An 18,381-nucleotide genomic window follows, 5' to 3' on the forward strand; every position below is an offset into this window, starting at 1 on the left:
ACTCCCGATCTGCCCCCCTCCCCGCGCCGTCCGCCGGGGCGCCGGGCGGACGGCCCACCCGCGACCCGGGAGGTGAAGTGGCCGGTCTGAGAGCGGTGTTCGGGGGCACTAGACGTCGTGTCCCGTACGACTACGGCGGGATTTCGCGGACACGGCGCCCGGGCAGCCTCCGGGCGCCGTCCCCATCCGAGAGGAACCCTTCCATGCTCGCCATCGTCGCAGCGGTCCTGTTCTTCATCTCCTTCCTGATCAACGCCGCGGACATCACCACGAACGACGTCTTCTCGTCCGGCAACGTCATGCTGCTCGGCCTGCTCGCCCTCGCCCTGCACGTCGCGGGGATAGGCGCCGGCTGGTCCGGCCGCCGTCGTTGAGAAGCGGCCCGACGCCTGCGGCCCCTTCGCCCGGCCCACCGCTCCCCACCGCCGACCGGCGCGGGGCGGTGGGCCGACCGGTACCTCCTTCGGGGCCCAGTCCAGTGGCAACACGGCGCCACACGCGTGGGAAGCGGACGGCAGGGGGCAGGCGTGAGGACGTAGACCGTCCCACGATCCAGGAGTGACATGCCCCCCAAGACCCGGTCCCCCCAGTACACCGTCCCCGGCCTCTCCACGAAGGAGGGGGCCGAGGTGATCGACGCGCTCCGACTGCGTCTGCACGCGCTCAACGACTTGGCGCTCACCCTCAAGCACATTCACTGGAACGTGGTGGGCCCGCACTTCATCGCGGTCCACGAGATGCTCGACCCGCAGACCGTCGCCGTACGGGAGATGGCCGACTCGGCGGCCGAGCGCATCTCGGCCCTCGGAGGCGAACCGCAGGGGACACCGGGCGCCATCGTGGCCGAGCGCACCTGGGACGACTACAGCATCGGCAGGGCCGACGCGATCGCCCACCTCGGCGCCCTGGACCTCGTCTACACCGGCATCATCGAGAGCCACCGCAAGGCGGTGGAACGGGTGGGTGCCATCGACCCGGTGACCGAGGACCTGCTCATCGAGCATCTGCGCGGGCTGGAGCAGTTCCAGTGGTTCGTCCGCGCCCACCTGGAGACCGGATCCGGCACTCTGCGCACCGGCGGCACGACCACCGAGAAGCAGGCCGCGCGGAGCACCGGTGCGGCGAAGCGGGCCCCGGCACGCAAGACGGCGAACACCAAGCGCACCACGAAGTAGTCCGGGCCCGTTCCCCGCGCTCGTCGGCCGGGGGTGCCCGCCGGCGGGGCGCGGGCAAGGGTGCGCGGGCGGAAGAGCCCGGCCGCGCTCGCCCTGAGGTCAGTCGGCGGGGCGGCTCCGGTGCTCCCCGCGCAGGACCCTGCCGGACGCCTCGGGGTCGTACGAACCACAGGCCGTTCCCGCCCAGATGGACGCCTGCCGGGGCAGCGCGTAGTAGGGCACCAGCAGGGTCACGGGCCGGCCGCGCTCGTCCCGGGCAGTCCACAGGGCGGGCAGCACGTCGGGGGACTCCCCCGCCAGCAGGGCTCGTCGGCAGGGCTCGCAGGCGGGGCGGCGGGACGCGGCGGCCTCCCGCGCCACGACCCGCCGCCCTTTGCGTACCCGTGGTTCACGGGGTGGTTCCACGGCCGGTCCGTGCAGCGGGTTGTAGAAGCAGCGCGGCCGTTGGGCGTGAGGGCGCTGTCCCAGGTGCCGGGCCCGCGCGGCGGCGAACAGCTCCACCGCACGGTCGGCGAGGACCACCGCGGCAGCGAGGTCGGGCAGGTCCGTCGCCTCGTCCAGGAGTTTGCCCGCCGCCTGGTAGGCGTCGGCGGCGGACAGGTAGTCCCGCCGCACCGCGTTCCGCTCGGGGTCGGGCGTGAACTCCAGGCGTGGGTCCGCGAGCAGTTCCCCCACCCGCGCCACGTGTTCCGCCACATTCGGCGCCAGCCGGGCCCGGAGGGTCTCCCACTCCGCCCGGACCAGTCGCTCCCGCTCCCGGTCCTGGGAACGCGAGCGGGAGCGGCCCCGGGCTCCGCCGTCCGCCGTTCCGTGTTCCGCAAGGGGGTTCGGCCGGGGCAGCCGGCCAGGGCTCAAGGTCAGGCCGATGCGGCGCAGCGGACCCAGGAAACGGTCTCTCTCCACGGCTTCCCCCTCCGCCGACGGGCCCCTTTCCGGCTACCGTCCAGCTTAAAGGCCGTCCGCGATTCCTGGCGGGAGCACCTTGAGGCAGCGCCCCCGGCGGAGCACCCACCCCCCTCCCGTCAACGCGGACGGGGCCCGCCCCCCGTCAGGGAGCGGGCCCCGCACCGGGCCGAACGGGTCAGTTGTTGTTCAGGTACTGAGCCCAGAAGAAGCCGGCCTCGAACGCGGCGGCGTCGCGCTCCTCCGAGGCGTACGTGATTCCGTACGGGCCACCGAGGTTGAGGTAGTCGGCCTTCTCGTGAGAAGCCTCGGCCTGCAGGTAGCCCGCGGCGACCTCGACGGACTCGCCGCCATTGTCGTTGCCGTGGGCGGCGGCAGGACCTGCGGCCATCAGCCCGGCAGCGGCGACGGTGGCCACTGTGATCGCGATACGGCGAAGCATGTGTACTCCCTTTGCGGGTCGTAACGAGTGGTGCTTTCACCGCATAATCACCCTTTTCGAACACCTCCGAAAGCCGTCGGGGAGGGTATGCACCTGAACGGATGGCGGACTTGATCCACATGCCAGCACCCTGACCCTGATCGGCCCAATCCGCCCCGCCCCGCCTTGCCAGGAAGGGAGGTTGGGGCGATGTCCCCGCACCGGACGCACGGTGGCCGCGACACCCGGAGCCCGCCGCCGCGGTGCCCCGCGAACGAGTCGGCCGCACGCCGCGCCGACCGATCGCAGCCCCGACCTGACGCCCCCCGCGGGGAACACCCATCCCGCCCCGCCCCCGTAGGAACCCACCTCACCGCGATCAGGGAGTCGAGCGGCCGACCCCCGGGCACGGCCGCCGCCCGGCGCGTCGCGGAGGGCGGCCCGCGCATCGTGGAGGCCGGCCCGGGTCGCATGGAGGATCTACCCCGATCGGCGGCCGTGCCGTACCGTTCCCGCACGCCCGGCGCCCCCGAAACCTGCGGGAACGGCCGCCCGTGCGCGCGGCGGACGGCCGAGCCCACGCGGTCGGCGCGCGTCGAACGCGATCGATAAGGGAATGCGATCGGTCTCGATCAGTATTCGGCATTGGACGCAGAGTGCACTTTTCCTGCATGCTCAGTGCCATGTTCAGGCCTGAGATGGTGAGGGAGTCCAGCCGGTACCCGGCCGGTGCTGCCGCATGCCACCGCGGACTCGGCGAACACCTGACGTCCCGTCTGACGCAGTGCCGAGTCGTGGACTTCGGGAAGGTCTGGTCGACCAGCTGTCGCTGAGACGACGCGCAAGTCCCACCGGACTCCGGTGAACACCACTCCACCCGCACGGCCGCGCGCCTTCGCGCACCCTCCCCGAATCGTATGGTCAGCCCCCCATGGCCGCCGTACGCCCGGACCCCTCGCGGCCCGGCGATGGCGCGCGGCCCGGAGCACCGTCACGCCCTTGCCCGCCGCGCCGCCCCACGTGGCCGGACAACTGCCCCGACCCAAGATCAAGGACACACCCCATGGCCCGTGAACTCTCCCTCCCCGCAGCGCTGGAGGGCCGATGAGCCGCACCACCGAGAGCCGGCCGGCAGCCGTCGGTCTCGACCGACTGGACGAGGTGACCGCCTCGCTCGCGGCCAACGCAGCCGAGTACGACCGCACCGGGGCCTTTCCTCACAAGTCGATTCGACTCCTGCACGATGCCGGGCTGTTGACCGCCGGAGTGGATGCCCGCTACGGCGGGGCCGGGGCGACCTTCACCGAGGTCGCGAAGATCCTCCTCGCGGCGGGCCGCGGCGATCCGTCGACGGCGCTCATCGCCGGTATGACCATCGTCCCCCACCTGCTCCAGACGCGGAGCCCGTGGCCCGAGGAGCTCTACGCCCGGGTGCTCGCGGAATCCGCCGAGCGGCCGACACTGCTCAACCACGCCCGTGCGGAACCCGACTTGGGGTCGTCCACCCACGGCCTGCCGGCGACCGTCGCACGGCGGACGGCGGACGGCTGGTCGATCAGCGGCCGCAAGCGGTTCGTCACCGGCGCGGAGGGCCTCAGCTACTTCCTGGTCTGGGCGGTGACCGACGAACCCTCCCCGCGGGTGGGCAACTTCATCGTCCCCGGCGATACACCCGGCATCGACATCGTGCCCACCTGGTTCCAGTTGGGGATGCGCGCCACCGGCAGCCACGAGGTGGAGTTCCGGGACGTCGAGATACCCGCGGAGTACGTGCACGAGCTGGAGCACCCCGGTACGCCGCCGGCCCCCGGCACTCTGCCGGGCAGCATCACCATGCTGCTCTCGTCCTCCCTCTACCTGGGGGTGGCGCGGGCCGCGCAGAGTTTCACGACCACCTGGGGTCACGAGCGGGTGCCCGCCGCGCTCGGCCGCCCGCTGGCCACGACCGACCGGTTCCGTCAGGCCTCGGGCGAGATCGAGACGCTGCTCTCCACCGCCGAACAGCTGATCTTCGCGACGGCGGACCGGGTCGACCGGGGCCTGCACGTATCGGGCGCCGACGCCCTGGCGTCGAAGGTCCTGGTCGTACGCCATGTCACCACCGCGGTCCAGACCGCGGTGCGCCTGCTCGGGAACCCTGGGCTCGCCCAGGGCAACCCGCTGGAGCGGCACTTCCGCGACATCCAGTCCGTCGGGGTGCACGCGCCCGGTGAGGACGCCTCCCTGCAGATCGTCGGCGCCTCCGCTCTCGCCGCGGGAGCCCCGCGTGACTGAGCCGACGCCTCCTCGGGCGCGTTTCACGAGTTCCGCCTCCCCTCTCCTCTCCCGCCCCCACGGGGGCACCCACTCCTGGAGTTCCGCCATGCGTCCCACCCTGTCCAGACTCGGCCGCACCCTCGCGGTGGGGGTGAGCGGTCTCCTTCTCCTCTCGGCCTGCTCGTCCGGCGGAGACACCACCGCCGAGGCGGCGGGTTCGGGCAAGCCGGTGGCCGGCGGCACGCTCACCACCGCCGTCGACACCGAGCCCGTCTCCTGGGACATCCACGCAAGCACTCAGGACGTCACCGCGGAGATCGCGCGCGGGGTGTTCGACTCGCTGGTCTCGCAGGACTCCGACGGGAAGTTCCACCCGTGGCTGGCCACCAAGTGGGAGGTGGCGGAAGACTTCAAGAGCTACACGTTCCACCTGCGTGACGACGTCACCTTCACCGACGGCTCGAAGTTCGACGCGTCGGTCGTGAAGGCCAACTTCGACCACATCGTGGCCAAGGAGACCAAGTCGCTGTACGCGGCGAACCTGCTCGGCCCCTACACCGGCACCGACGTCATCGATCCGCGGACGGTGAAGGTCAACTTCTCCAAGGCGTTCGCCCCCTTCCTCCAGGCGGCCAGCACCACGTATCTGGGCTTCTACTCCCCCGAAGCGCTCAAGGCCGGCGCCGGCAAGCTCGCCGCCGGCGGTCCCGCCGACGTGGGCAGCGGGCCCTTCGTCTTCAGCGCCTACACCAAGGGTCAGTCGGCGACGCTCACCCGCAACCCGGACTACGCCTGGGCCCCTGAGACGGCGACGCACACCGGCGCCGCCTACCTCGACAAGGTGGTCGTCCGTTTCCTGCCCACCGCCTCGGTGCGCGCGGGGGCTCTGACGAGTGGTCAGGTACAGGTGGCCAAGGCGATTCCGCCGCAGAACGTCACCACGCTCAAGGCCACCCCCGGCCTCCGGCTCATCTCCCGCGCCAACCCGGGCGGCAACTACAACCTCTGGCTCAACGGTTCGCTCGCCCCCCTCGACGACGTCCGCGTGCGCAAGGCGATCCAGCGCGGCATCGACGTCGAGCAGGACGTGAAGACCGTCACCTTCGGGCAGTACCCGCGGGCCTGGAGCCCCATCAGCCCCACCACGCCGAACTACGACAAGTCCCTGGAAGGGAGCTGGCCCTACGACCCGAAGCTCTCCGCCCAGCTGCTCGACGAGGCCGGCTGGACCGGCAAGGACGCCGAGGGGTACCGCACCAAGGCGGGCAAGCGGCTCACCGTCCAGTGGCCACAGCTGTCCATCCAGGCGACGCGCGAGGGGCGTGACGTTCTCGGGCAGGCCGTGCAGGCGGACCTGAAGAAGATCGGCGTCGAGGTCGAGCGGCCGAACCTGGACATCGGTACGTACAACACCCAGGTCTACGGCGGCAAGGCCAACATCATCGACCTCAGCTGGCCCCGGTTCGACCCGGACGTGCTGTGGCTCTTCTTCAACTCCGGCAGTGCGCCCGCCAAGGGCGGCATCAACGCGACCTTCCTCACCGACCCGTCCTTCGACACGTGGACGGACCAGGGCCGCTCCACCCTGGACGAGAAGACCCGCGCCGACGTCTACCCGAAGGTGCAGCAGCGAGGCATCGATCTCGCCGTCGTCGTCCCCCTGTACACGCAGGTCTCCCTCGTCGGGCAGTCCGACAAGGTGAAGGGGCTCACGTTCAACGCGAGCAACTGGCTGACGTACTACGACGCCTGGCTGGCCAAGAAGTGACCGCGTCGGCGACGGACCTGGCCGCCCAGGTCGCCCGGCGGCTGGGCTCGGCGTTGGCCGTGCTGCTGGGGGCGGCCACCCTGGCTTTCCTCACCCTCCAGCTGATCCCCGGCGACCCCGTCTCCGTCCTGCTCGGCCCCTCCAACGCCGGCTCCCCCGAGGTGCGGGCGGAGATCGCCCGCGAGTACGGATTCGACCGGCCCGTCGCCGACCAGTACCTGCACTACCTGGTGCGCCTTCTCCAGGGCGACCTGGGGCAGTCGTACCAACTCCAGCGTCCCGTCTGGTCGCTGATCGGTGACCAGCTCTGGCCGACCGTCCAACTGGCTCTGTCCGGACTGGTCCTGGCCGTCGTCCTCGCGGTGGTTTCCGCGGTGGCGACGGCCGGGCGCCGGCCCGCCTTCCGGGCGGTCGCCTCGGTCTGGGAGCTGATCTCGGCGTCCACCCCGTCCTACTGGGTCGGGATCGTGCTGCTGACCGTCTTCTCCTTCCAGTTCCACGTCTTCCCAGTGGCCGGGGCGGAGGGCTTCGCCTCGCTGGTGCTGCCCGCCGTCACCCTGGCGCTCCCGCTCACGGGGGTGCTGGCGCAGGTGCTGCGCGAAGGGCTCGAAGCCGCCTTGGAGCAGCCGTTCGTGGTCACCGCCCGCTCGCGCGGGGTGGGGCGGACGGCGGTACGGCTCCGACACGCGCTGCGGCACTGCGCGGTGCCGCTGCTCACCCTGACGGGGTGGCTCACCGGGTCCCTGATCGGGGGCGCGGTGCTGGTGGAGACGGTGTTCGGCCGCCCCGGGATCGGCTCGCTCGTCCTCCAGGCGGTGAGCGCCAAGGACATGCCGGTGGTGATCGGCGTGGTGCTGCTCTCCGCCTTCGTCTTCGTCGTGATCTCCACCGTGGTGGAGCTGCTCTACCCCGTCATCGACCCGCGGCTCAGGAGCGCCTGACCCATGGCACCTACCCTCGTCCCCGAACCCGCCACCGGCGGTCCCGTCGCCGTCGTGTCCGCACCCGCGCGGACCCGGCGGCGACGGGCCGGAGCTTTCGCTTCCGTTCCGCCGACCGTGGTGGTGGCGGGCGCCCTGCTGGTGCTCATCGTGCTGGTGGCGGTGGCGCCCGGGCTGTTCACCGACGTCCCGCCCTCCGCGATCGATCCGCTCGACGCGCTGAAGGCACCGAGCGCCGCGCACTGGCTGGGGACCGACCAGCTGGGCCGGGATCTGTTCTCGCGCATCCTGCACGGCGCGCGGCCGTCCCTGCTGCTGGGCTTCGGCTCGACGCTCATCGCGGTGGCCGGAGGTGCCGTGCTCGGTCTCGCGGCGGCGCTGGGCGGGCGGGCGGCCGACGGAATCCTGATGCGGCTGGCGGACATCCTGCTGGCGCTGCCCGGTCTCCTGCTCGCGCTGCTGGTGGTGACCGTGCTGGGCACCGGCACGGTCAACGTCATGCTGGCCATCGGCATCGCCTTCGTCCCCGGCTACGCCCGGCTGGTCCGCGCGGAGGCCCTGGTGGTCCGCGGCTCCGGGTACGTCGAGTCGGCCGTCGCGCTCGGTCTGCCGCGCCGGCAGATCGTGCTGCGGCACATCCTGCCGAACGCCCTGGCCCCCCTGCTGACCCTGGCGACGGTGGGGTTCGGCACCGCGCTGATCTCCGCCTCCGGGCTCAGCTTCCTCGGTCTCGGCCCCGCCGCCCCCTCACCCGAATGGGGGGCGTTGCTCTCCGCCGGGCGCGACTTCCTCCAGACGGCCTGGTGGATCGGCGTGTTCCCCGGCGCGGCCGTCACGACGACGGTGATCGCCGTCAACGTGGTCGGTCGTCACGCCCAGCAGCGCTTCACCCGGAGGTCCGCCCGATGAACGCCACCGTGTCGCCACTGCTGACCGTGGAAGGGCTGGACGTCACCTTCCGCCGTGACGGGGAGGTGCGCGCCGTCCGTGACGTGTCCCTCACGCTGGACCGGGGCGAATGCCTCGCCGTGGTCGGGGAGTCGGGCTCCGGCAAGAGCGTGACCGCCCGCACCCTGCTCGGGCTGACCGGGAACCCCGCCTCGGTGTCCGCCCGGCGGCTCGAATTCGACGGCACCGATCTCACCGCCCTCTCCGAACGCCAGTGGCGTTCCGTGCGGGGGCGCCGCATCGGGCTGGTGCTCCAGGACGCGCTGGTCTCGCTCGACCCGCTGCGCACGGTGGGCGCGGAGGTGGGCGAGACGCTGCGGGAGCACTCCCTCGCCGCCGGTCCCGGGATACGGGACCGGACGCTCGCGCTGCTGTCCGAGGCGGGCATCCCCGACCCGGAGCGGCGGGCGGCGGAGTATCCGCACCAGTTGTCCGGCGGACTGCGCCAGCGCGCCCTGATCGCCTCCGCGCTGTCCGGCGCCCCCGAGCTGCTGGTGGCGGACGAGCCGACGACGGCGCTGGACGTGACGGTGCAGGCCCAGGTGCTGGACCTGCTGGGTCGGCTGGTCGGGGAGGGAACGGCGCTTCTGCTGATCAGCCACGACCTGTCGGTGGTGGCCAGGCTCGCGGACCGGGTCGCCGTGATGTACGGCGGTCTGGTCGTGGAGCGGGGGCGGGCCGCCGACGTGCTGGAGAAGCCCCGGCACCCGTACACCCGGGCGCTGCTGGCGGCGGTGCCGACGATCGGTTCCAAGGGGCGCGCGCTCTCCGTGGCCCCCGCCGGGCGGCCCGCCGCCGGTCCGGACGGCTGCCCGTACGCGGCACGCTGCCTCTCGGCCGACGAACGGTGCCGTACCGAACTCCCGGCGGCGACGGCCGACGGGGACGGGCACCTGACGCTCTGCTGGCATCCGGGCGCGGCGGTCCCGCTCGCGGCACCGGACGCCTCGCGGCCCCGGGCGAAGGCGACGCCGGTCTCGGCACCCCCGGGCGAACCCGCCGGGGGCGCGGGTCCGGCGCTGCTGGAAGTGGCGGGCGTCTCCAAGAGTTTCCGGGCGCCCGGCGGCGGCTCCTGGACAGCGGTGCGCGACGTCTCCTTCCACGTCGGAGCCGGAGAGACGCTGGGGCTGGTCGGCGAGTCGGGCTCCGGCAAGACGACGACGGCCCGCATCGTGCTGGGTCTGGTGGAGCCGGACGAGGGCTCCGTACGGTTCAAGGGGGAGGCCTGGAGCGGCCTGCCCGAGCGGGCCCGCCGCGACCGGCGGCGCCACCTCCAGGTGGTCCACCAGGACCCGCTCGGCTCCTTCGACCCCCGGCACACGGTGCGGCGCATCGTCGCCGAGGCCGCTGCCAGGGCAGGGATACCGCGTGGCCGGGCCCGGGCGGCACGAGTATCCGAACTCCTCGGCCAGGTGGGCCTGTCGGCGGCGATCGCCGACAGAAGACCGCTGCAACTCTCCGGTGGGCAGCGCCAGCGTGTCGCCATAGCGCGGGCGTTGGCCACCGAGCCCCGGCTGATCGTCTGCGACGAACCGGTCTCCGCGCTGGACGTGTCGATCCAGGCACAGGTGCTCGATCTGCTGGCCGGGCTCCAGCGGGAGTTGGGCCTTGCTCTGCTCTTCATCTCGCACGATCTCGGGGTCGTCCATCACGTGAGTGACCGCGTGATCGTGATGAAGGACGGAGAGCTGGTCGAGTCGGGACACGTGGAACAGGTCTTCGACCGGCCCGCCCACCCGTACACCCGCGAACTGCTCGCCGCGCTGCCCCGGCCCGACCGGGACCGAGCGCCCGAGCGCGACCAGGAAGAGGTACGGGCATGACGGCCGGGCTCGACACCGGACTCTGGATCCGGCGCTTCCACCCCTCGCCCGGGGCCACCGCCCGTCTGGTGTGCTTCCCGCACGCCGGGGGTTCCGCGGGCTTCTGGTTCGCGCTCTCCGCGCGGCTCCACCCGAGGGTGGAGGTGCTGGCCGTGCAGTACCCGGGGCGCCAGGAGCGCCGGGCGGAGCCGCCGGCCGAGGACATCGGCAGCCTGGCCGACGCGCTCACCGGGGTCCTGGAGCCCTGGTGGGACGCGCCGCCCGCGTTCCTCGGTCACAGCATGGGCGCGGTGGTGGCGTACGAGACGGCCCGCCGGCTGTCGGCCGCCACCGGGGCGGGGCCCGCCGCGCTCTTCGTCTCCGGGCGCCGCGCCCCGTCCGCCCGCCGCGAGGAGACACTCCATCTCGCGGGCGACGGAGCGCTGCTGGCGGAGATCGTCCGCCAGGGCGGCACCCCCGCCGCTCTGCTGGAGGAGCCGGAGCTCGTGGAGATGTTCCTGCCGGCGCTGCGCGGCGACTACCGGGCGATCGAACGCTACCTGCACCGGCCCGGGCCCCTCCTCGACACTCCGGTCACCGTGCTGACCGGCAGCGAGGACCCCAAGGTGACACCCGGCGAGGCGCGGGCCTGGCAGGACCACACCACCGGCGCCACGGAGGTGCTGACCTTCACCGGCGGCCACTTCTTCCCCCTCCAGCACCAGGACCGGATCGGAGCGTTGATCGAGGAACGGCTGCTGCCGGGGGCCGCGCCGCCGCAGCCCCGGCACTGACGTCCTCGCCGGCCCCCACCCGAGAGCAGATGTCCGAAATACGCGCGACGCGCCGCGTCGCCGAGATGTGGAGCTTGTTGTGGTTTTTGTCGAGCGTGAGAACCAGTTGACGCGACTTCGAGAGCTGCTGGCCGACTGTCTCGGCGGACGGGGGAGCATCGTCGCCGTCAGCGGTCCGGTGGCGGCCGGAAAGACCGAACTGCTCCACGTCTTCGGCGAGATCGCGGCCGGTGAAGGCGCGGTGGTGCTGCACGCGGTGGCCAGGTGCTCCGAACAGGACGTGCCGCTGGGCGTCGTCGGCCAACTCTTCGGGCGCGAGCACTTCGCCCCCGAGGAGCGCGCCCGGGTGCTGAGCCTGCCCCGGGACGGCGGGGCGGCGACCTGCGACGCGGACCTGTTGTCCGCCGGCCCGACGCCGACCCGCGCCGGGCAGATCCACTGGGAGTCGATCCGCGCCCTGTCGAAGCGCAGGCCGGTGGTGGTGGCGGTCGACGATCTGCACTTCGCCGACCCCGCGTCGCTGAACTCCCTGATCCACATGGGCGGTCTGCTCCGCGCCTCCCGGGTGCTGATCGTGGTGACCGAGTCCGACCCTCCGACCGACGGAAACGACGCGACCGAGCGCGCCTGGCGCACGCCGTTGCTCCGGCAGCGGCACTTCACCCGTGTGCGGGTCCGCCCGCTCTCCGTCGCGGCCACCGGACGGATGCTCGCCGCGCTGCTGCCGGGAGGGGACCTCGTACCGGATGCCACCGCCGCTTCCTGGCACCGGCTCAGCGGCGGCAACCCGCTGCTGCTGCGCGCGCTCGCGGAGGACTGGTACGAGCGTCCCGGCGGCCCGGTCGCCGGGCGGGAGCCCCGTGCGGGTGCGGAGTTCGGCAGAGCGGTGGACGCCTGCGTACGCAGGGCCGGACGCCGGTTCCGTGACGCGGCCCGCGCGCTCGCGGTGCTGGACGCCTCCGGCTCGCACCACCGGCTGGCGCGGCTGCTCGGACGGCCGCAGTCCGAGGTGGACGAGACGCTGGAGGCGATGGGTGCCATCGGCGTCCTGGACGAGGGCCGCTACCGCCACCCCGCCGCGGGCGTCGCCGTGCTGGCGGGTATGCCGGCCGTCGAACGGTCGGCGCTGCACAGGGAGGCGGCCCGGCTGCTCCACGGGGCGGGGGACCCCGCGTCCGCAGTCGCCGTCCATCTGCTGGCCGCCGGGCTCGGCGACGAGCCGTTCGCCCTGCCGGTGCTGCTGGAGGCGGCCCACGAAGCCCTGCGCCGGGACGACACGGGGTTCGCGGAGGCATGCCTCGACGTCGCGGCGCAGGCGTGCGCGGACGAGGAGCAGCGGGTGAAGGTCACCCTGCTGAGGAGCCTCGTCGATTCGCGCAGCGACCCGGACACGGCCTGCCGGAGGCTGCGGCCGCTGGTGGAAGCGCTGCGGGAGGGCCGTCTGACCGGCTGCCAGATCGTGACCCTCCTGGGGCGGCTGCTCCGCAACGGCAGCGGGGAGGAGATCACTCTCGCGCTCAGCCGGCTCGAAGGGTTCTCGGACACGCTGGACGCGAGTTCCGCGGTCGAGTACCTCGCCGCGCGGGAGTGGCTGCGCGCATCGCATCCCGCACTGTTGCGGGAGGCCGGCCCCCGGCTCCGTTCCGTACCGCAGGCCGCGCGGAACGTCCGGGGCGCACGTGGCGGGAGGGCGGAGGTGGCCCGGGCGGCGGACGGGGCGCCGAAACCGATGGCCGCCGTGCTGAACGGGCTGCTGCGTTCGGGACCCGACCGGGAGAGCGTACGGGTTGCGGAACTGGCCCTCCAGTCGACCCCGTTGGACGACGAGGGCTTCGACACGCTCCACCTCGCCCTGTCCGTGCTGGTGTACGCGGACCGCTCGGATCTGGCCGTGGGCCGGTGCGACGCGCTGCTGCGGGAGGCGACCGAGCGGGACGCCCCGGCGTGGCAGGCGCTGTTCGCGGCGGTCCGGGCGGAGATCGCCCTCCGGCAGGGCAATGCCCGGCTCACCGAGCGGAACGCCCGACGGGCCATGTCGCTCATGTCGACCGGGAGTTGGGGTGTACTGATCGGTTCCCCGCTCTCCAGCCTGCTGCTCGCCGCCACCGCGACGGGCACGGTGCCGGAGACCGGAGTCCCGCGTACGTGGACGCTGCCCGAGCAGTTGTTCCAGACGAGGTTCGGCGCCCAGTACCTCCACGCGCGCGGCCGACAGCGGCTCTCGCTCGATCTGCTGCACGCGGCGCTGGACGATCTGACGCGGTGCGGGCGGCTGTTGCGGGAGTGGGACATCGACCAGCCCGCGTTCGTGCCGTGGCGGAGCGACGCGGTGACGGCGCTGTTGCGGCTCGGCAGGACCGACGAGGCCCGTCGTCTCGCGTCCGAGCAACTGGCCCTGGTGTCGTCCGAGCAGCCCCGGGCCCGGGGAATGGCGCTGCGGACGGCCGCTTCCGTGTCGGACCCGAGACGGCGCGCGGTGCTGCTGCGGGAGTCGGTTGACCTGCTCGGCGCCGCCGGTGACCGCCTCGAACTGGCGCGCGCCCTCGCCGATCTGAGCGCGGTACACACCCGGGCGGGCCAGACCGGCAGAGCCCGGATGGTCGCCCGGCAGGCCCAGGAGATCGCGGAGGAGGGGGGCTTCGCCCCCCTGGCCCGGCGGCTCGCCGCGCAGGCGTCCCGGGCGGTGGAGGACGATCGGAACACGGGTGTCACCCTGCTCAGCGACTCGGAGTCACAGGTGGCGGCACTCGCGGTGGCCGGCCATTCGAACCGGGAGATCGCCGAGAAACTGTTCATCACCGTCAGCACGGTGGAGCAGCATCTGACGCACGCCTACCGCAAGCTCCGGGTGAAGGGCCGGGCCGGCCTTCCGAGTTCGCTGCGGGAGCACGGCCGGGCGCGCGAGCACACGCGCCCGGCCGGGGGTCAGAGCGCTGCCGGGGCGGGGGGCACCGGCAGTCCGAGCAGCCCGCGCAGCGTGTCCGCCTCGTAGGCGGTCCGGAAGGCGCCCCGGGCCTGGAGTTCGGGCACCAGTTCCCGGGTGATGGCGTGGAGGTCGTGGGGCAGGGCGCCGGGGCGCAGGCGGTACCCGGACAGCCCTGCCTCCTGCCATTCCAGGAGCAGATCGGCGACTTCCGCGGGGGTGCCGGCGATGATCTCGGCGTCGGAGGCGTAGGCGCTGCCGTGCGCCTCGTTCAGACGTGCCAGGCGCTCGGCCGCGCGGCCGGGGATGCTGTCGAGGAAGACCACGAGGTCGCCGAAGACGTGCACCTTCTGGTCCGCGCGTCCGGCCGCCGCCTGCTCCGCCCTGACCTCCGCAACGGTGGCCCGCGCCTCCTCGGCGCTGTGCGGGGTCACCGAGACGACGTCGGCCGAGCGCGCCCCGTACCGGTACGGCAGGGTGATGTGGGCGACGGTGAAGACGACCGGGTGGCCCTGGGGCGCGCGGGGGGCGAGGGACGGCGAGTCGATGGTGATCCAGTCGCCCGCAGCGCCGCCGAGGGGCTCGATCTCGGTGAAGCTGCCGTGCGGGTCCGGGTCGGCGGGGGCGAACCTGCCGGGCGCGGCGATGTCCCGCAGCGCCTTCTCGTCGTCGACGCCGTCCCAGAGGGCGCGCACGACGCGCACCAGGTCGGCAGCGCGTTCGAAGAGTTCGGCCATCGGCGTCTGCACCTCGGGGGTGAAGATGTCGGCTATCACGATCGGCCGCGCGGGGGTGACCGGTGTACGCCAGCCGGCCCGGCCTTCGCTGAGGTGGTCGAGGGTGGCGATCGCCTTGGCGACGTTCGTCGGCTGGGCGTGGTCGGTCACGATGCTCGGGATCAGCCCGATGCGCTCGGTCCGGGCGGCCAGCGCCGAGGCGACGAGGACGGCGTCCAGGCGGTGGTTCACGTGCCCGGCGGGGCGCTTCGGCGGGTCCTCGACCGTGACGAAGTCCAGGAGCCCGCGTTCGGCCTCCTGGGCGAGGGCGGTCCAGTGCGCCAGGCCGAAGAGGTTGCCGACCGGGGAGTCCGGCCCCGCGCCGGCCGCCGGGTGCCAGCCGACGTTGTCCAGTGCTACGGCGAGGTGCAGCGGCTGTGGTGCGGTCATCTTGTTCTTCTCTCTCGTGTCTCGCGGGTGCGGGTGATGTCCGTCCGCGGACCGGCCGTCTGGCGGCGGTTCGCGGACGGGACGTGGGGTTCAGCGCAGGGCGCTCAGCCAGGCCTCGACGGCCGCCGCGGTGGTCGCCGAGTGCTCCTCCAACACGGAGAAGTGGTCACCCGGCACGTCGGTGGTGTCGTGCGGCAGCCGCCAGAAGGCACGGGTGTCACCGGCGGGGTCGTCGGGAGTCCCGGGGAGGGGCGCCTCGGCGCGGAGCAGCAGGGTGGGGGTGGCGACCGCCTGCGGCTGCCAGGTGCCGAAGGTGCGGAGATAGCTCCCCATCGTGGTGATGCCGTTGTCGGTGAGCCCGAGATCGAAGGCGTCGAACCGGTCGACCATTCCGTTGATCATGGCGGGCATCCACCACTCCATTCCCGGCAGGCCCGCGGTGTCCATGGGGTAGGTGTCCACCATGGCCAGGCCCGTCGGCGGGGTCCCCCGTCGCTCGAGTTCGGCGGTCACCGCGTGGGCGACGCAGCCTCCGAGGGACCGGCCCAGCACGGCGAACGGGCGTTCTCCCATGAGGCGTTGTACCGCGTCGGCCTGCATCTCCACGAAAGCGCCGGCCGAGTCGGGCAGCGCGCTGTCTTCCGGATAGCCGGGCGCGGGGACGGCGAAGACGTCGCGTACGCCGTGCAGTGACCGGCCGAAACGGGCGTACTCGTGGGGTCCGGACAGGGCGGTGAGAGCGGGGAAGCAGACCAGCGCGGTGCGGGCGTCTCCCTGGGCCAGTACCACGGGTTCGGCGGCGTGACGCGTACGCTCCGCCGCGCCGAAGGTGGACCTCAACCGCGAGGCGGCCACTGCCACTTCGGTGGCCGCGGTGATCTCCTGGGCGGCGCACAGCCGTAGGTAGAGCGTGGTGAGGGGCCCCTCGGCGGAAGCGTTCGTCCGGTGCCGCGCCTGCATGAGCTCGCCCAAGTGCCGGGCGAGTGATGCGGGTTCGGGATAGCGGATGGTGAGCGCGCCCGCCAGGGTCAGGCCCGTGCGGGCGGCGAGCCGGGTTCGCAGTTCGACGGCGGAGAGCGAGTCCAGGCCCACTTCGACGAAGGCCCGGTCGGGCTCGACCGCGGCGGCCGACGTGTGTCCGAGGACGACCGAGACCTCGGCCGTCACCAGGTCGAGCAGCGCGGTGTCGAGGGCGGGCCCGGACAGCTCGGCGTGCCGTTCGGCCCAACTCGGCCCTGCGACGGGGAGATCGGGATCGGAGAGGAGGGGTGCGCCGGTCGTGGCGCGGGTCACGGTGGCATCGAGCCAGTGGCGGCTGCGCTGGAAGGGGTAGGTGGGCAGGTCCACCGTGCGGGGCGCGCGGCCCTCGTAGACGGCCCGCCAGTCGACCGGCACCCCGTCCGCGTGGAGGCGGGCCAGCGCCGTCAGCAAGGTCGCCGCCTCGGACCGGCCGCCGCGCAGCAGGGGCACCAGGACGGCGGGCGGCGCCGCGTCGGGATCCTGGGCGGTCAGGATGTCGGCGGCCAGTCCGGTGAGGACGGCGTCCGGCCCGATCTCGACGAACCGGGTGGCTCCCGACGCGCGCAGCTCCCGCACCACGTCGAGGAAGCGGACCGGTCGCCGGGCGTGCTCGGTCCAGTGGTCCGCCGTGCCGAGTTCCCCCGCCGTGACGGGGGCGCCGGTCAGGTCGGAGATCACGGGGACGGCGGGCTCTTCGTACCGCAGCGCCTTGGCCGTGCGGTGGAACTCGTCCAGCATGGGGTCCATCCGGGGCGAGTGGAAGGCGTGGCCCACCCGCAGCCGGGAGGTTCTGCGACCGCGGGCCTTGAAGGCGGCGGCGACGGCGAGGACGGGTTCCTCGTCTCCGGAGACGACCACCGAGCGGGGGCCGTTGACCGCGGCGATCGCTGCCGATTCCCCCAGTCCGGCGAGCGCCTCGGCCACTTCCGCCTCGCTCGCCTCGACCGCCGCCATCGCACCGCCGGACGGCAGCGCCTGCATCAGCCGGCCGCGCGCCGCGACCAGGGCGGCGGCGTCGTCCAAGGAGAGCACCCCGGCCACGTGGGCGGCGGCGAGCCCGCCGATCGAGTGCCCCGCGACGAGGTCGGGCCGCACGCCCCAGGTGTCCAGCAGCCGGAAGAGCGCGACCTCCACGGCGAAGAGGGCGGGCTGCGCGTACTCGGTGCGGTCGAGCAGTCCGCCGCGGGCGGCGGACAGCACAGCCTCGCGCACCGGATGGCCGAGGTGGCCCTCGCAGTGGCGGTCGAGCGCTGCGGCCACCTCGTCGAAGGCGCGGGCGTAGGCGGGGAACCGCTCGTGCAGCTCCCGCCCCATGGCGGCCCGCTGGCTGCCCTGTCCGGTGAAGAGGAAGGCGGTGCGGCCGGTGCGTGCCGTGCGGGGAAGATCCTCCCCGGCACCGACGACGACGGCCGAGGAGCGTTGGTCGGCCAGTGCCCGCAGCCCGGCGAGGAGCTCGTCCCGGTCCCCCGCGACCACGGTGGCGCGGTGCGGGTGCGCGGTGCGGGCGGTGGCCAGCGACCAGGACACGTCGAGCGGGTCGAGTCCGGGGCGGGCCTCCAGCAGCGCCGCCAGCCGGGCCGCCTGCTCCCGCAGGGCCTGCGCCGACCTCGCGGAGAGCAGCCAGGGCAGCACACCGGTGGTGCGGGGCCAGGTGTCCTCGCCCGGCTCGCTCCCGTCCGTACCCGGAGAGTCCGTACCCGGAGAGTCCGCGCCCGGCCCGTTCCCGGCCGGGTCTGGTATGGCCGGGTCGAGTACGGCCGGGTCTGGTACGGCCGGGTCGGGTACGGCGGGGGCCTCCTCGACGATCACGTGGGCGTTCGTCCCGCTCACGCCGAAGGCGGAGACGCCGGCCCGGCGGGGTCGTCCGGTATCCGGCCACGGCCTGGCCTCGTCCAGCAGCCGCACTCCGCCGCCCGCCCACTCGACGTGCGGGGTGGGCGTGCCGGCGTGCAGGGACTGCGGGAGCACGCCGTGCCGGATCGACTGCACGGCCTTGATCAGTCCGGCCACTCCGGCCGCGGCGGCGGTGTGCCCGATGTTGGACTTGAGCGAACCGAGCCACAGCGGGGCGTCCTCGGGCCGTCCGCTTCCGTAGACCTCTTGGAGCGCCTGGGCTTCGATCGGGTCGCCGAGGGTGGTTCCGGTGCCGTGCCCCTCCACCAGGTCGACGTCGTGCGGGGCGAGGCCCGCGGTGGCCAGTGCCTGGCGGATGACACGCTGCTGGGCGGGACCGTTCGGCGCGGTCAGCCCGTTCGACGCACCGT

The 18,381-nt window shown here is 73.3% G+C and carries 13 protein-coding genes; 9 read left to right on the forward strand and 4 right to left on the reverse strand.

Going from position 1 to position 18,381, the window contains the following annotated elements:
* The first annotated feature begins 203 nt into the window (after positions 1-203).
* Positions 204-374, forward strand: a complete 171-nt coding sequence (locus ACWD3D_RS18765; RefSeq protein ID WP_451461955.1) for a hypothetical protein — start codon at positions 204-206, stop codon at positions 372-374.
* A gap of 189 nt (positions 375-563) precedes the next feature.
* Positions 564-1,175: a Dps family protein gene (locus tag ACWD3D_RS18770; protein ID WP_451461956.1), complete on the forward strand. Its 612-nt coding sequence runs from the start codon at positions 564-566 to the stop codon at positions 1,173-1,175.
* A 99-nt stretch (positions 1,176-1,274) separates the two neighbouring features.
* Here the strand turns inward: ACWD3D_RS18770 and ACWD3D_RS18775 are convergent, their stop codons facing one another.
* Both ACWD3D_RS18775 and ACWD3D_RS18780 read right to left on the reverse strand, forming a co-directional pair.
* Entirely contained in the window at positions 1,275-2,078 is an 804-nt protein-coding gene (locus tag ACWD3D_RS18775; protein WP_451461957.1) for a hypothetical protein, read from the reverse strand.
* A 178-nt stretch (positions 2,079-2,256) separates the two neighbouring features.
* Complete coding sequence (locus ACWD3D_RS18780) at positions 2,257-2,520, reverse strand: hypothetical protein (protein ID WP_328723207.1); 264 nt, start codon at positions 2,518-2,520, stop codon at positions 2,257-2,259.
* A 1,083-nt stretch (positions 2,521-3,603) separates the two neighbouring features.
* On the opposite strand from ACWD3D_RS18780, the gene ACWD3D_RS18785 reads away from it, so the two are divergent.
* From ACWD3D_RS18785 to ACWD3D_RS18815, 7 genes are all read left to right on the forward strand, one after another.
* Positions 3,604-4,773 (forward strand): acyl-CoA dehydrogenase family protein, encoded by a 1,170-nt coding sequence (locus tag ACWD3D_RS18785; protein WP_451461958.1) that lies wholly within the window; start codon positions 3,604-3,606, stop codon positions 4,771-4,773.
* A gap of 88 nt (positions 4,774-4,861) precedes the next feature.
* Positions 4,862-6,523, forward strand: coding sequence for an ABC transporter substrate-binding protein (locus ACWD3D_RS18790; protein ID WP_451461959.1), 1,662 nt, complete (start codon positions 4,862-4,864; stop codon positions 6,521-6,523).
* Positions 6,520-7,464 carry an ABC transporter permease gene (locus ACWD3D_RS18795; RefSeq protein WP_451461960.1) on the forward strand — a complete coding sequence of 315 codons (945 nt, stop codon included), beginning with the start codon at positions 6,520-6,522 and terminating at the stop codon, positions 7,462-7,464. Before ACWD3D_RS18790 ends, ACWD3D_RS18795 begins: the two co-directional genes overlap by 4 nt.
* Positions 7,465-7,467: 3 nt before the next feature.
* Positions 7,468-8,373, forward strand: coding sequence for an ABC transporter permease (locus tag ACWD3D_RS18800; protein ID WP_451461961.1), 906 nt, complete (start codon positions 7,468-7,470; stop codon positions 8,371-8,373).
* Entirely contained in the window at positions 8,370-10,235 is a 1,866-nt protein-coding gene (locus ACWD3D_RS18805) for a dipeptide ABC transporter ATP-binding protein (protein WP_451461962.1), read from the forward strand. Before ACWD3D_RS18800 ends, ACWD3D_RS18805 begins: the two co-directional genes overlap by 4 nt.
* Entirely contained in the window at positions 10,232-11,008 is a 777-nt protein-coding gene (locus tag ACWD3D_RS18810) for a thioesterase II family protein (protein WP_451461963.1), read from the forward strand. The genes ACWD3D_RS18805 and ACWD3D_RS18810 overlap by 4 nt, the downstream gene beginning before the upstream one ends.
* Before the next feature lie 79 nt (positions 11,009-11,087).
* A complete protein-coding gene (locus ACWD3D_RS18815; protein WP_451461964.1) occupies positions 11,088-14,000 on the forward strand; it encodes an ATP-binding protein in 2,913 nt (970 codons plus the stop codon).
* Here ACWD3D_RS18815 and ACWD3D_RS18820 read toward each other — a convergent pair.
* The gene (locus ACWD3D_RS18820; protein WP_451461965.1) at positions 13,934-15,097 is read right to left on the reverse strand and encodes an LLM class flavin-dependent oxidoreductase; all 1,164 of its coding nucleotides are present in this window, start codon (positions 15,095-15,097) and stop codon (positions 13,934-13,936) included. The genes ACWD3D_RS18815 and ACWD3D_RS18820 overlap by 67 nt on opposite strands.
* A gap of 90 nt (positions 15,098-15,187) precedes the next feature.
* A partial coding sequence (locus tag ACWD3D_RS18825) for a type I polyketide synthase (RefSeq protein ID WP_451461966.1) occupies positions 15,188-18,381 on the reverse strand: 3,194 nt, incomplete at its 5' end.

Source organism: Streptomyces sp. NPDC002690 (assembly GCF_053592415.1).